This window comes from Candidatus Microthrix parvicella Bio17-1 (assembly GCF_000299415.1).
GTDB classification, from domain to species: domain Bacteria; phylum Actinomycetota; class Acidimicrobiia; order Acidimicrobiales; family Microtrichaceae; genus Microthrix; species Microthrix parvicella.
Map to the genome: position 1 here is coordinate 127,007 of NZ_AMPG01000003.1, position 13,982 is coordinate 140,988.

Consider the following 13,982-nt stretch of genomic DNA (forward strand, 5'->3'; position numbering starts at 1 on the left):
CGGGCCGCCACCCGGGCCGCCACTCAGCGGTTCAGAGTGATGCCTCATCCATGAGCGAAGCCCCTGAGGTGGCCCGGGCGGTCAGCCCAACGACGGTGCTGAGGTGTTGGTCGGCAAACCATCGGGCCGTGCGAACCTTCTCGGCACAAAAGTCGGCAGGGCCATCATCTGCGGCCCATTCGGCGGCCGCCAAGGCGCTCTTGCCCAGCACCCAGCCGCCCACGACCAGACCCCACATGCGCAGGTAGGGCGTCGCCCCGGCCAGTACGTCGCGAATCTCGCCCGCGTGCCCGAAGATCCATTGCGTGGCCTCGTCGAGCGCATCGGTGGCCTCGGCCAGTCGGGCGCCGATGCCCGCCAGCTCGTCGTCGGCCGAGAGCGCGGCGGCCGTGGCGCGGATGTCGGCGATGGTGTCGGTCACGACGCCGCCTGAGCGCATCGGCAGCTTGCGTCCGACGAGGTCCATGGCCTGGATGCCGTTGGTGCCTTCGTAAATCGGGGCGATGCGGGCATCCCGGAAGAACTGGCTGACTCCGGTCTCCTCGACAAAGCCCATGCCGCCGTAGACCTGGATGGCCAACGAAGTGACCTCGACGCCCATGTCGGTGCACCACGCCTTGGTGATGGGGATGAGCAGCTCGTTCAGGTCTTCAGCGGCCTGCCGCGCGTCTTCATCGGCCAGTGATCCGGCCCGGTCCATGGCGACTGCGTTCATCAGGCAGATGCCCCGCATGGCCTCGGTGAGAGAGCGCATGTCGAGCAGCATTCGTCGCACGTCGGGGTGACCGACGATGGGGCTGGTGCGGTCCTCCTTCGGTGTGCCGACCACCTTGCCCTGCACCCGCTCGTTGGCGTAGCTCAACGCCCCTTGGAGGGTGCGCTCGGCCAGGCCGAGACCCTGAACGCCAACCGAGAGACGGGCCATGTTCATCATGACGAACATCACTCGCATGCCATCGAACTCGTTGCCGAGCAGCCAGCCGGTGGCCCCGCCCTCGTCGCCGAAGCTCATCGTGCAGGTGGGCGAGGCGTTGATGCCCATCTTGTGCTCGACCGACACGACCTTCAGGTCGTTGGGTTCGCCCAGCGTACCGTCGTCGTTCACCATGATCTTGGGTACGACGAAGCAGGAGATGCCCTTGGTCCCGGGGGGAGCGTCGGGTGTCCGGGCGAGTACCAGGTGGATGACGTTTTCGGCCATGTCGTGATCGCCCCACGAGATGTAGATCTTGGAGCCGGTGATCGCCCAGCTGCCGTCGTCGTTGGGCACGGCCTTGGTGCGCAGCGCGCCCACGTCCGAGCCGGCCTCCGGCTCGGTCAGGTTCATGGTGCCGGTCCACTCGCCGGAGACGAGCTTGGCCAGGTAGGTCTCGGTGACCAGTTCGTCGGCCACCGAGTTGATGGCGTGGATCGAGCCCTGGGTCAGCAGCGGTGCCATCGAGAACGCCATGTTGGAGCTCACCATGAACTCTTGGAGCACGATGCCGACGGTCTCGGGGAAGCCGCCGCCCCCGTAGGCGGGGTCGAAGGTGAGCGCACCCCATCCGGCCTCGACGAGCTTGGCGTAGGCCTCCTTGAAACCGTCCGGTGTCACCATGGTGCCGTCGGGCTGAAGTTGGGTGCCCATCTCGTCACCGATTGCGTTGGTGGGGGCGATCACCTCGGCGATGAAGGTGCCGGCCGCCTCGATCGCTTCATGAACGACCTCGGGGTCCAACTCGGCGAAGCGCTCGGTTTCCAGCAGGGCCGGAAGATCAAGCACGCGGTCGAGGAGGAAGCTGATGTCGTCGAGCGGAGGGGTGTAGTCCTGCATGTGAGCAATCTAGAGCGACGAAGTTACCCGCCGGTAACCGGGGCGTCCGGGTGCCGACGGCGGATGCCACGGACGCCCTCGCGTCGCCCCGCGGTTGCTCAGCGAGCGGTCGGCACCCAGACCAACGCCAGCTGCGTGACGTTGATGTCGTTCTTCTCCAACGGCACCTGCTGCACCTCGGTCCGGGTGGCGACCTCAGCCCACCGCTCGTCGATCTCGACGATGGCATCGGCCAGGTTGGCCTCGAGCTCGCCGAGACCCTCCTGGTGGTCTTCGAGACGCGCCGCGTACTGCTCCACCTTCTCCTTTGCCTTGGTGCTGCGACCCCGTTTGGAGGCGACCGAACGCACGGCGGTTGCGATGGAGCTCGAGGACCGGCGCCCGCCCATCAGGGCGCCGAACACCGACCCTGCGCCGGAGATCAGCTCGTCGGTCTTCGACGTCGATGCGGTGGTCTCGGCCGACGAGAGCCGCTCCTGGTCCTTGGCCATCGTCGCCCTGATCCGGTCGGCCTTGACGGCCAGCTTCTTGCGCAGTTCGTTGGCCTCGAGGTCGGCGTCCGCTTCGGCGACGCCCTTGGCACGGGCCTCGAACTCCTCGCGGGTCTCGTTTGGGCGGGCGGCCAGTTTCAGCGTGGGGTTGGTGAACAGCTCGGTGCTGCGGCTGCGGTAGAGATGGTCGGTGAGCGCCCGTTGCAGGGTGGTGAAGTAGGCCTTGGTGGCGACCTTGGCATCGGGCAACGCAAACGCGGCACCGGCCGGGGCGACTTCGGTCAGGTCTCGGTCGTCGTAGTCCACGACCCTGGCCGATTCGGGGGCAGGGTCGGTCGACAGGGGAAAGAACACGGCCTCGTAGGTCTCCTCGGACCGAAAGTCGCCCTCGTCGTACAGCAGCTGAACCCGGGCGACGACCGCCGGCTCCAGGCGGGGCCCACCGGCCGTCGACCCAATGTCGGCCGCCCAGGGAGCCGCCGGATCGAGGAAGCGCACCGGGGTTCCCTCGGCCACCTCCGGCATCGTTGGGGTTTCGTCGTCGGCCAGGCTCGACGTGCCCGGTGTGGGAGCTGCCGAAGCGACCGGCTGGGCAGCCACGGGAGCTGCCACCTCGGGTGGGGGCGAAGGCAGTTCGTCAGGGCTCGGCGAGGGAGCGGCGGCAGGGCTCGTCGCGCCGGGTGACGCTGCCACGCTCTGGGCTGCCAGCGCGGCGGCGCCGTCGGCTTGACCCGGCAACAACCCCACCTGATCCTTCGAGAGCGGCCCGGCCAGGTAGCTCATCGCCCAGCGCACTCCGAAGCGCTTGGGCGCAGACCCGCCGGTGCGCTGCATCAGAAACTGGCGTTTGCCCAGGCCCGAGATCGTCTCGGACAGGGCGCTCAGGTCGACCGACCCGGCGGCCGACGACATGCCGTCCAACAGGCGTGACTTGTCGCGTTCGGTCTGAAGTCGCCCGATCATCCAGGTGCCGGCGTTCGAGATGGCCTTGTAATCGAGGTCGACCGGGTTCTGGGTGGACAGCACCACGCCGACGCCGAAGGCCCGGGCCTGCTTGAACAACGTCAGGATCGGCTTTTTTGAGGGTGGCTCCGCCGTCGGCGGCACGTACCCATACACCTCGTCCATGTAGATCAGCGCACGCAGATCGGTGGAGCCCGACTGGCCCCGCATCCACGAAATCACCTTGGACAGCACCAGGCTGACCACCATCTGGCGTTCGCTCTCAGACAGATGGGCCAGGTACAGCACCGTGCACGCCGCCCGGCCGTCGGCATCCCACAGCAACGACTCCACGTTCAGCGGCGCACCCTGTGTCCATGGTGCAAATCCCGGCGACGCCAGCAGCCCGTTCAGCTTCATCATCAGCTTGGTGCGGTCGGCCTTGGGGAAGAACTGGTCGAGTTCGATCACCCCCAGCTTGCGCATCGGTGGATCCTGGACTCGGGTGAGCAGGGTTGCCAGATCCAGCGTCTCGCCGGCGGTCCATGCGGCCGCGATGATGTTGGCCAGGAGAATGTGCTCTCGATCGGCCAAGGGGTCGGCGTCGATGCCGACCAGCCCAAGGATCCCCGACACCAGCGCAGAGATCTCGTCGGTGATCGCCTCCGAGTCGGTGGTGTCGGGAGGGGCCAGGTTGCCGATCAGGTTCACCGGCATGCCGGCGGTCGACCCGGGGGTCAGCACACAGAACCGGTGTCCGTCCCGCAGGGCGGCAATGTGCTCGGTGGCCAGGCCCCAGCCCTCCAGACCGCTGCGCCAGGTCTCCGCAGTCTCGGCGGGATCGGTCTCACGGGGCACCCACGGGGCGAAGTCGTCGGCCGACAGGTTGGGGAACGTCAACAACAGGTTGCCCATGTCGCCCTTCGGATCGATCACCAGGGTGGGAATGTTGTTGCGCAGTGCCTCCTCCATCATGACCACGCCCAAGCCGGTCTTGCCGCTGCCGGTCATTCCCACGATCACCCCGTGGGTGGTCAGGTCGTCGGCCTTGTAGGCCGTGGCCTCATCGGTGCGTTCGCCGGTGTCGTCGAGGTAGGCGCCAAGGGCAAAGGCTGCATCGGACATGTTGAGTCTCCGGGGTGTTTGTCAGCGAACGGTCGTTCAAGGTTGCCACGGACGAACCACCTGGTGGGAGGTGGCGTTTGGGTGCCCGCGCCATGGTCTTTGTCTGGGGCGCCGTCCTCAGGCATGCTGCGTTGCCGGGCGTCGAACGACGGCGGCCCAAACCCCCCGATGGAGGAATCACATGAGCTTTCTGGACGATGCCAAGAAGAAGTTGGACGACGTGGTCGACGAGCACGGTGACAAGATCGCTGACGGTGTCGAGAAAGCCGGGGACTTCATCGACGAGAAGACGGGCGGCAAGCACGCCGACAAGGTTGACATGGTGCAGGAGAAGGCCGGGGATGCCATCGACAGCCTCCGCAACAACGACCAGTGACGAGAGCGGCGCCTGTGACGGCGCCGTACCATTGTTGAGTGAGGGCGACCCCCGGGGTCGCCCTCGACGCGTCAGGCCGGAGACTGGGGGCCGGAATCGCCCCTGTCCGGGTCCGGGTCCGGGTCCGAATCCGGTTCCAACTCCGCATCCGAATCCGTCCGCACCGATCGGATCGCCACGTTGCCGGCAAGGATCAGGGCCAGCAGGCTGACGCCAACCAACCCCAGCGCCCAGTAGTAGGCGGCCCAGTCGATAATCGAGCCAAACGGTGGTGAGCCGGGCAGCCCGTTGCGCAACTGGGGGAGCGCAAACAGCACGCCCGCGTAGAATCCCCATGACCACACTGGTATTTCCCGGGCCTGCACCAACACGCCCCAGGCGAGGGCCACGCATCCCAATGCCAGCAGCCAGGCCAGCCCCATCAGGGCGACCGCGAAGACCACCACCGATCGCGGCCGTTCCAGATCGAAGTCGGCGTTGAGCACGTTGCTTTCGTTGCCGGGGTGGGTGGTGCCGGAGGCACGCAGGTCGCTCAGGCTCGACTGCACGGTCGCCACGATGGGCACGTTCTCAAACTCGGGCTGGTCTGGGATCGCCTGGCCCTCGCCGGGATCGATCTCGCGCTGCACCAACAGCTTGAAGTTGACCAGGTAGTTGTCGACGGGATACCTGGTGAGCCGACTGCCGCTCAGCTGAAGCGTTGCAGTGACCGGTTCCACCCTTGATCCGGCATCGAAGACCGTTTGGATCCGACCTGCGACGTCGCTGAGCACGTTCACCCGGATGGTACGGGTCAGGGTCAGGTCGCCCGCGATCAGGTCCGAACCCGGCTGGATCACCACGCGGGCGGTCAGCTCTCCTCGCGCCAGATCGGGGTTCAACAGTGTGACGCTGGCGCCAACCTCGTTCCTCCCGATCTTGACACCTCCGTCCTCCGTTGGGCCTGAACTCAAGACCTGGTCGGTGGGTCCCGCCGGGATGGAGGTCACCGCTATGGCCAGCCCCAACAGGGGGCCAAGGAGGACGACCAGGATCAGCAGGTTGCGGATCGGTCGTGTCTGCTTGTCGGGCCAGCGGCGCAGCCCCAGGTTGGTGATGGGTTCCACCTGGCGTCGGATCCGGTTTCGGCCCGCCAACGCCCCGTCGCGACCTCGGCGGGTCCAACGCGCTGAGGACACACCTCGTCGCACGGGCCTGGTCGCGTCGCCGGGGGGGTCGGTGCCGTCGCCCGTGGTTGGTGTGTTGGCCACTGCTTTGGACCATAGCGGGCCAAAGCGATCCGGCGGTGGCCGGGTGCAAGCGGTCGGCCGGGCCTTGCGACCTGGTGCTGATCGCCGTGGTGACGGGTGTGGTTAGCCTCGCTCCATGGACACCGACCGCATCACGGCACCCGCCTCCGACTCGCCGAGCACCAATGGAACCTCGGCATCTGCCAACGCCGGACCGGCTTCCCTGCAGGGGGTGGCGCCTGCAACGTCCGGTGGCCACCTGCTGGCTTTGGGTCTCTCGGCGTTGCTCGGTTTTGCAGGGGTCGCCCATTTCGTTCGCCCGCAGTTCTTTGACCCCATCGTGCCCGATTGGATGCCGGGCAACCCGCGCACCACCACCTATGCGTCCGGTGTCGTGGAGTTGACCGCCGCCGCGCTGGTGGCCGTGCCACGAACGCGACGATTCGGTGGCTGGTTCGCCGCACTCACCTTCATCGGGGTGTTTCCCGCCAACGTGCAGTCGGCGCTGGACGGCGGCATGGATGGGCTGGAGCCGCCGTTCAACTCGGCGGCCGTGGCCTGGGCCCGCCTGCCGCTGCAACTGCCGTTGATCGCGTGGGCCATTGCCATCGCCCGTCGAGCCCGCCCGAACTCCTAGCCCGGCAGGTCCAAGGCGGGGTACGTCGGTTGGATTCTCTATCGGGCGTATCTGGGACGGCCGAGGATGCCGTGAGGATCCAACATGGTCTCCATGCGGTTCAGCAGCTCGCGCCGCACCGGATCACCGTGGGTGGCCAGCGCCTCGTCGTTGGCGGGGCCCCAGCCGTGCTCGGCAGCCCACGAGCCATCAAGGTCGGCCACCACCTGCCACATCCGACGCCGAAGGCCTTCAAACGTCTGGGCATGCAGGGGGCGGCCGCCGAAGGTCTTCTGTGGGAGGACGATGTTGGCGTGGAGGCCCCCGTCCGCCCAGTGCCCGAACTCCACCAGTTGCGCCCCGTCGGGTAGCGCTGGGCGAACGTGCTCGTCCAGCGCCACCCGAAGCTCGGGGAGCCGACTGCGACGAACCGACAGGTCGAAGCCCAGCACCATGCCGCACCGGGCGAGGGCCTCGCTGATCTGGTGACGGAAGGTCCATGCTTCGGCGGGCGGCACCACCACTGCGTCGGCCAGCAACCCGGAGTCGAGGTTGGACAGCGCGTCGGTGAGCGCCTCCTCGGAGGAGCGGTCGCCCCGAGCAGCGGGGTTTGCGTCGCTGGAGGCCACCTCCACCAGCAGGGTCAGCGGCGGCGGGTTGTCGCCGCGGAACGGGCTGCGCACACCCTCGTGGTCTGCCGCCACCCGAAGTGCCTCGGCGCCGATGGCTTCGACCGCACGCAACCGATGACCCAGCGATCGTTCCAATGCCGTCGTGATGTCGACCGCAGCGCGGTCGTCGGCGGGCACGAGGTACGCCGTCGCCCGATCCCGGTCGACGGGGCTCAGCTCCAGCGCGACGGCGGTGACCACCCCGAAGCGCCCGGCCGCTCCGATAAACCAGTCGCTCACGCCGGGCCCGGCATTGTCCTTGCGGAGGCGCCGGAGGTCGTCGAGGACCGCTCCGGGTGGATCGGCAAGCACCACCTCCAACCCCAGCACGCGTCGGCGCATGTCACCGTGATGCACCATGCGGGCGCCGCCGGTGTTGGTGGACACCATGCCGCCGACCGAGGGATCGGATCCCAGATCGATGGGAAGGGTCAGCCGGTCGGGCGCCACGGCCTCGTTCAGGCTGGACAGCAGCACCCCGGCACCCACCACGGCGGTGCGGTCGGCGACGTCGATCTCCAAGCGATCGTTCAGACGCTCCAGCGACAACACCGCCATGGTGCCAAAGCGATCGGGTACTGAACCCTCCACCAGCCCGGTGTTGGCACCTTGGGGGATCAACCGCACCCGGTGTCGGGCAGCCAGACGAACGACCTCGGCCACCGCCGCCGTGTCAGCCGGACGAGCAACCACAGGGGTGCGACCCACGGTCCCTCGCCACGGGGTTGCGTAGGCCTCCAGGGCAATCGGGTCGGTCAACACCGGCGCGGCATCAAGCCGATCGAGGAGTGCGGCGATGAACGCGTCGAGTTCGGGTGGCGGGTCAACCTCACCGCGCCTGGGCATGGCAGACGCGAAACCACCCCCGGTGCGACCCGCGATCACGGCACCAGCACCGCCTTGCCCGCCAGTACCCGCTGTTGCAGGTGGGCGAGCGCAGTGCCAACTTCGGCCAGCGGATACTCGGTGGGTTGCTGGGGCGAGAGCATGCCCGAAGCGGCATCGGCGATGATCCCGGTGACCAGGGCATGGTTGTCGGTCGGGTTGGACATGGCCCAGGCGCCCCAATCGACCCCGACCACGGTGCGGTTACGCAACAGCACCTGGTTGGCGGGCAGCGCCGGAATGTCGCCCGAGGCGAAACCGATGACCACCAGCCGCCCGAACGTGCCCAGCGCTCGCAGGGAAGCATCGGTTGCCGACCCGCCGACCGGGTCGACGATCACGTCGGCGCCGCCGTTGGTGGCGTCGCGTATGGCCGACTTGAGATCGTCGGTGGTCGTTGAGTTGATGAGGACGTTTGCGCCCTGGTCGGAACAACGTTCCAGACGCTCGTCGGACGATGCCACGGCGACGACCTGGGCGCCTGCGTGGTGCGCAACGTCGATGGCCGCCATGCCGATCCCACCCGAGGCGCCCAGCACCACCACGGTCTCGTCCGGTCGCACCGTGGTGCGGTTGGTGAGCGCAAAACGCATGGTGGCATAGCTCTGCGCCACCGTGGCGGCCACCGTGTCGGCCAATCCGTCTGGCAGCGGAACCACCGAGGTGACCGGCACCGTCACCTGCTCGGCGAAGCCGCCCAGGCCCACCGAGGCCATCACCCGAGTGCCCAACGCAGGTGCCCCGACGGTGTCGGGACCTACGGCGGTCACCGTGCCGGCGATTTCGCTGCCGGGCACGAACGGCACCGGTGGCTTGATCTGGTAGCGCCCCTCCACGAACAGCGCGTCCACGTAGTTGACCCCGGCGGCGCGAACCTCGACCAGCACCTGTCCGCTGCGGGGCACGGGGTCGGGCAACTGGCCGAGGGTCAGGTTCCGGGCCGGGCCGGGTTCGGTACACACCGCTGCACGCATCTCCCACGTTTACCCCATGGCGAGACCGACGTGCCGGACCAGCCGGTCCGGATGGGTGTGGGAATGCCTACCGGTCGAGTTGACGGGCCAGGGTGCCCAACTCGGCCATGGCGGCCAGTTCGGCATCGATCGGCACGATCACCAGGTGATCGGCGACGGTGCCGGTGGCGTCCACCAGCAGTTTTCGGGCCTGAGAGCTGCGCCTTTGGCCGCCCACGCGCGCAACCCAGCCCACCACCAACGCAAGTATCAAACCGGCGACGGCTCCGCCCACCGCCAGCAGCGTGGGCACCGGTACGACCCCCACCTTGGGGGTGGGCAGGTCGGGCAGGCCCAGCCACGACACGCCTCCGATGATCACCAGCCACACCACACCGATCACCATCAAAGCGGTGAACAGCCACTGCGCCGCCGATGCCGCCGACCACCAGCCTGGGCGCTGCGTGGGAAGGTCCACCGAGCCGATCGCCCGATCGAGCGCGTCGGGTAGTTCTGCGCGTCGTGCGCCCGCCATCTCCCCCAACCGCCGCCGCCACCGGTCGGGCAGGCCGGTTGCCGTCCGGTCCACCAGCGCCCGCAGTGCCTCGTCCATACCCGCTTCTGCGACGGCGCCTGGTGTGGCACGTGAGGTGCGTCCGACGGTGACCGTGTCGAGCCCGGTGCCCGAGTCACCGGTTCGGGCGGCGTCGCGCTGGTTGCGGCGGGTGGTTGATCGGGCCTTGTCCAGCCCCAACCTGCGAAGCGGGTCGGGACGAAGCCGTCCCGCCCACCGGACGGGCGGCCAGCCCGCCACCTGGGACGAGCGGTGGCGGTGGGCGGCGCCGGCGGCGTCGGCCACCACGTCCACGCCGGCGGCGACCGCAAGACTCCGGGCCAACCGGGCCGCCGAATCGGCGGGCACCTGCGCCGGGACCGTATCGCCGACGGCCACGGCCACTTGGCTGGCCACCCAGTCGAGGTCGGCGTCCAGCCGGGTCACCAGCGCCCGGCGCTCGGCAACCCTGGCCGCCAGTTCGCGGCGGAGGGCGTCCACGCCGGCTCCGGTGGTGGTGGAGGTGGGCAGCACCCGCACTCCCACCAGCCCGTCCTCGGCCAGCAGCCGGGTCAGGTGTTCCTGCGTGGCAGCCCGGTCGGCCTCGGGCAGCAGATCGATCTGGTTGAGCGCCACCAGGGTCACCCCGGAATGTCCGGCGAAGCGCCGCAGGTAGCCCTCGTGGAGGGCGGCATCGGCATATTTTTGTGGGTCGACGACCCAGATGAACGCGTCGACCACCTCGACCAGTCGATCGACCTCGGCCCGATGCGCCGCGGCGGTGGAATCGTGGTCGGGTAGGTCGACCAGCACCAGGCCTGCCAGCTCGTGGGTGGCATCGCCCACAACGTGTCTGCGCGGAATCTTCAGCCAGTCGAGAAGCCCTTCGGCCCCACCGCCCACGATGGCGGCCCGGGGCTCCGACGTGGTGGGACGACGTACCCCGACCGGTGCCAGGTCTTCACCGAGGATGGCATTGAACGTCGACGACTTGCCGCTGCCGGTGGCGCCCGCAAGCGCCACCACGGTGTGGGTGGTGCCATGACCGAGGCGCCCACGGGCCGACTCGAGTGCCTGTCGGGCATGTGCGGCTGCGTCGTCGTCCAGGCGTTGCGGGGCCAGATCCACCACGCGTGAAAGCAACTCCAGCCGTTGGGCCAACTCGTCGGCGGCCCGCGCCGACGAGCGACGCTTCCGGCGTGATGGCAGGTTCGTGGCATCTTCGTCACTCATCGGGCCACCTCCGTTCGAAGCCTGCCGGCCATGGCGTCGAGTCGCTCCGCCGCTGCCGGATCGACCCCCAGCGAGGCCACCTCGGAGCGAAACCGGGCCGCTTCACGGTCGATCAGCACGCCGAATCGACGGTCCAGGTCGGTGCGCGCCTCCAGCGCCAGGCGACGTACCGCCTGATCGCCCAGCAGAGCCTCGGTCAGCTTGTGCCCCACGGCGGAGGACCCACCCGCAATGGCGATTTCGGCGCCGGTCAGCCCGCCGGTGTGGGCAAAAGTTGCGACCATCAACACCATGGCCATTCCGTTGACGCCGTAGCTCAAGGCCCGTGCCGTGCTGCGCTTGTCGGCGCCTTCGGTGCGCAACAGGTCCAACAATCCGGCCTGCCAGGCCCGGATCATGGCCTCGGCGCGTTCGGGCAGGTCGCTCGATGGGCGGGTGAGGTCGTCGGACGACTCGGCCAGCAGCGCCACTCCTGCAGGGTGAAGTCGCCAGGCTTCGGCGGCGGCGGCGGTTGCTTCGGCCACCCGGGCCCGAACCAGGGTCTCGACCCCGGCCTCGATGGCGCCCTCGAAGCGATCCGACGAGGTGGGTCGCCCGGTGACGGCGGCGGTCAGCCGGTCGCGCCAGCGTCCCAGCGTGCTTTGCAGCTGTCGGAGGAGTTCGCCGGTGCCCACCAGGTCGGCCCATCGGGCCATCACCTCGCCGCGCAACACCGTGCCGTCGCGGACGTCGTCGTTCAGCTGTGCACGCGCCCGATCGAACGGGGCGATGGCCGACGCGGTCAGGGCCTCGGTGATGGCGACCTGCGCCCGCAGCTCACGTGCCGTTTCGGTGGCGTGGTCGGCCAGTGATCCCACTGCACCGGCCAGGGTTCGTCGGACCACCTCGGCCCGGACCGCCTGATCCGAGGCCACCCGCTCCAGCCAGGAGCGCAGCGGGGCCACCGCAGCCTCCGGGATGCGTCCGTCGACCAGCGTCTGCTCCTCGATGGTGAACAACGGAGCTTCTCCGAGGCCCTGGGCCGCCAGCATGGAGCGGAGGTGATCGGACACCTCGGCGGTCGCGCCCGGTGGGATGCGGTTGATGACCAGTGCAAGCACCACGCCACGGGCCGCAGCGTCTCGGAGAAACAGCCACGGCACGGCGTCGGCATAGCGGGCGGCGGTGGTCACGAACACCCACAGGTCGGCGGCCTCCAGTAGCTGGGCCGCCAACACCCGGTTCTCGTCGACCACCGAGTCGATGTCGGGTGCATCCAGCACGGCCAGCCCGGGCGACAGGGTTCTCGACGCGACCACCTGAAGCTCGCCCGCCCCGGCGGCGGCACCGCTGACCCGAGCGAGGCCGCCCAGGATGCGTGCGTCGTCGAAGTGGCCGGCCGAATCGGGATGGTGGACGAGCACGGGTGACGTGGTGGTGGGCCGCAGCACGCCGGGCCGGGTGACCTCCGAACCGATGATGCTGTTGACCAGGGTGGACTTACCGGCCCCGGTCGACCCGCCGATCACGGCCAGTGCCGGCGCGTCCAGCGAGGACAACCGAGGAATGACGTAGTCGTCCAACTGCTGGACGGCGGCGGTCACCGCCTGTCGGGTTGGCTCGGATGGTGCTCCGGCGAAAACCGGGGCCACCTCCGAGAACTCGCAGCGCAGCTCGGTTGCGGTGGCCAACAGGGCGTCGGCGTCGATGAGGGACCTCCGTTGCTCGGTGCTGCTTCATCCTTACCCATTCTGACCTTGAACCACTCCGAAGAAGTCCGGTGCTACCGTCGTAGGGAGATTCACCAAGCAGTGAGGAACACCATGAGTGACGACGGCCAGCAGTTCGATCCACCGCCACCAGCCCCCGGCGCCGGGACGCCACCTCCACCGCCTGGGCCACCGCCCGCTCCCGCCGGTGAATCCGGGTTCGGCGCACCGCCGCCCAGCCCGGGGTTTGAGACGCCGCCCGCCTACGGCCAGCCGGCTCCGCCGCAGCCTCCCGTGGTCGCCCCGATGCAGAACATGGCTGGTTCCGGCGTCGCTGAGGACACCGGCTCTGCGGTCATCGCCCAGGTGCTGGCGCTGATCGCTGGAATCCTGGGTACCGGCATCTTCTATGCGGTCACCACCGACAAGTCGCCGTTTGTGCGCCACCACGCCAGTGAGGCGCTGAACTTCTCCATCACCCTGTTTGGCGCCTACCTGGTGACCGGCATCACCTTGATTGGGATCATCCTGTGGCCAGTGCTGCTCGTTGCACAGGTGGTGCTGCCGATCATGGCGGCCATGGCGGCCAACAAGGGCGAGTGGTACCGGTACCCGTTCACGCTCCGCCTGGTGAAGGGTCCGATGGACCAGCCCGGCGCTGCGCAGGGCCCTGGCGGGGGCCAGAGCTTCTGAGTTATCAGGCGCCCGGGGGTTTCGACGCAACCCACAGCACGACGGGGTCGTCCCCGGTACCTGGTTGGTACACCGACCCGGCCGGTGCGGTGCGGTGGTGGGATGGGACCAACTGGACCGGTCACGTGTCCGGCCCGGGCGCACAGGCCGGCGTCTGGGCGCCAAACCCCGTGCAGCGGGTCGACTGGTCGAACCAGGCGTGGAGCAATGATCCGGCGGGCGACTGCAACTCGGCCCTGATCGCGCACCTGCTGGCCATGCTGGCCGGCATCCTGGGCGTCGGCATCTTCTATGCGCTCACCAAGGAACGCTCGCAGTTCGTGCGCCACCACGCCACCGAGGCGCTCAACTTCACCATCACCCTCATGATCGTTACGTTCGTCGTGCCCCTGGGGCTGTTCATGCTGATCGGAGGCGCAATGCTGGTACTCGGAGAGCGTGCCGCGGTGGGGAGCTTCTTCGGGTTCTTCTTGATCTTCCCTGTGGTCGGTGTGGTGTCGCTGGCGGCCCTGATCCTCCCGATCATGGCCATGATGGCGGCAGGCAGGGGTGAGTGGTACCGGTACCCGGCGATCTTCCGCTTCGTCTCCGGCCCGATCGAGCCCCATTCAGGCTGAGACCGATGATCGGGGTCGCCAGCTCCGTCAGACGTCTGCTCATCCGCCCAAAAACCAAGCCGGTGGGGCCGCCCGATGTGGCGATCCCACCGGCTTG

The 13,982-nt window shown here is 68.5% G+C and carries 11 protein-coding genes; 4 read left to right on the top strand and 7 right to left on the bottom strand.

Annotated elements, in window-relative coordinates:
- Window positions 1–31 precede the first annotated feature (31 nt).
- Together MPARV_RS0113880 and MPARV_RS22895 are read right to left on the bottom strand one after the other, a co-directional pair.
- Window positions 32–1,813 (bottom strand): acyl-CoA dehydrogenase, encoded by a 1,782-nt coding sequence (locus MPARV_RS0113880; RefSeq protein WP_020378709.1) that lies wholly within the window; start codon window positions 1,811–1,813, stop codon window positions 32–34.
- Window positions 1,814–1,911: 98 nt separating this feature from the next.
- Window positions 1,912–4,371 carry a helicase HerA domain-containing protein gene (locus MPARV_RS22895; RefSeq protein ID WP_020378710.1) on the bottom strand — a complete coding sequence of 820 codons (2,460 nt, stop codon included), beginning with the start codon at window positions 4,369–4,371 and terminating at the stop codon, window positions 1,912–1,914.
- Window positions 4,372–4,552: 181 nt separating this feature from the next.
- On the opposite strand from MPARV_RS22895, the gene MPARV_RS0113890 reads away from it, so the two are divergent.
- A complete protein-coding gene (locus MPARV_RS0113890; RefSeq protein ID WP_012227189.1) occupies window positions 4,553–4,747 on the top strand; it encodes an antitoxin in 195 nt (64 codons plus the stop codon).
- Window positions 4,748–4,818: 71 nt separating this feature from the next.
- Here MPARV_RS0113890 and MPARV_RS0113895 read toward each other — a convergent pair whose 3' ends face one another.
- A complete protein-coding gene (locus MPARV_RS0113895) occupies window positions 4,819–5,997 on the bottom strand; it encodes a DUF4436 family protein (RefSeq protein ID WP_020378711.1) in 1,179 nt (392 codons plus the stop codon).
- Between the two features lie 115 nt (window positions 5,998–6,112).
- On the opposite strand from MPARV_RS0113895, the gene MPARV_RS0113900 reads away from it, so the two are divergent.
- Window positions 6,113–6,613, top strand: a complete 501-nt coding sequence (locus tag MPARV_RS0113900; RefSeq protein ID WP_012227191.1) for a DoxX family protein — start codon at window positions 6,113–6,115, stop codon at window positions 6,611–6,613.
- Between the two features lie 38 nt (window positions 6,614–6,651).
- On the opposite strand, the gene MPARV_RS21465 is transcribed toward MPARV_RS0113900, so the two are convergent.
- The 4 genes from MPARV_RS21465 to MPARV_RS0113920 all read right to left on the bottom strand — a co-directional run bounded on the left by MPARV_RS21465 (window position 6,652) and on the right by MPARV_RS0113920 (window position 12,557).
- On the bottom strand, window positions 6,652–8,109 hold the full coding sequence (locus tag MPARV_RS21465; RefSeq protein WP_157789641.1) for an FAD-binding oxidoreductase: 1,458 nt from the start codon (window positions 8,107–8,109) through the stop codon (window positions 6,652–6,654).
- A gap of 35 nt (window positions 8,110–8,144) precedes the next feature.
- Window positions 8,145–9,110 carry an NADPH:quinone oxidoreductase family protein gene (locus MPARV_RS0113910; RefSeq protein WP_202948844.1) on the bottom strand — a complete coding sequence of 322 codons (966 nt, stop codon included), beginning with the start codon at window positions 9,108–9,110 and terminating at the stop codon, window positions 8,145–8,147.
- 79 nt (window positions 9,111–9,189) lie between these two features.
- Entirely contained in the window at window positions 9,190–10,887 is a 1,698-nt protein-coding gene (locus MPARV_RS0113915) for a GTPase (RefSeq protein ID WP_012227196.1), read from the bottom strand.
- Window positions 10,884–12,557, bottom strand: a complete 1,674-nt coding sequence (locus MPARV_RS0113920) for a GTPase family protein (RefSeq protein WP_020378714.1) — start codon at window positions 12,555–12,557, stop codon at window positions 10,884–10,886. Before MPARV_RS0113920 ends, MPARV_RS0113915 begins: the two co-directional genes overlap by 4 nt.
- Before the next feature lie 132 nt (window positions 12,558–12,689).
- Here MPARV_RS0113920 and MPARV_RS21470 point away from each other — a divergent pair, with 132 nt between their 5' ends.
- Both MPARV_RS21470 and MPARV_RS22900 read left to right on the top strand, forming a co-directional pair.
- On the top strand, window positions 12,690–13,268 hold the full coding sequence (locus MPARV_RS21470; RefSeq protein WP_012227199.1) for a DUF4870 domain-containing protein: 579 nt from the start codon (window positions 12,690–12,692) through the stop codon (window positions 13,266–13,268).
- Entirely contained in the window at window positions 13,175–13,885 is a 711-nt protein-coding gene (locus tag MPARV_RS22900; RefSeq protein ID WP_268744058.1) for a magnetosome magnetite crystal formation protein family, read from the top strand. Before MPARV_RS21470 ends, MPARV_RS22900 begins: the two co-directional genes overlap by 94 nt.
- Window positions 13,886–13,982 lie beyond the last annotated feature (97 nt).

Bases quoted from the DNA above. Each gene is read 5' to 3' on its own strand.
- MPARV_RS0113880 (WP_020378709.1), bottom strand. From the start codon at position 1,813: ATGCAGGACTACACCCCTCCGCTCGACGACATCAGCTTCCTCCTCGAC.
- MPARV_RS22895 (WP_020378710.1), bottom strand. From the start codon at position 4,371: ATGTCCGATGCAGCCTTTGCCCTTGGCGCCTACCTCGACGACACCGGC.
- MPARV_RS0113890 (WP_012227189.1), top strand. From the start codon at position 4,553: ATGAGCTTTCTGGACGATGCCAAGAAGAAGTTGGACGACGTGGTCGAC.
- MPARV_RS0113900 (WP_012227191.1), top strand. From the start codon at position 6,113: ATGGACACCGACCGCATCACGGCACCCGCCTCCGACTCGCCGAGCACC.
- MPARV_RS21465 (WP_157789641.1), bottom strand. From the start codon at position 8,109: ATGCCCAGGCGCGGTGAGGTTGACCCGCCACCCGAACTCGACGCGTTC.
- MPARV_RS0113915 (WP_012227196.1), bottom strand. From the start codon at position 10,887: ATGAGTGACGAAGATGCCACGAACCTGCCATCACGCCGGAAGCGTCGC.
- MPARV_RS21470 (WP_012227199.1), top strand. From the start codon at position 12,690: ATGAGTGACGACGGCCAGCAGTTCGATCCACCGCCACCAGCCCCCGGC.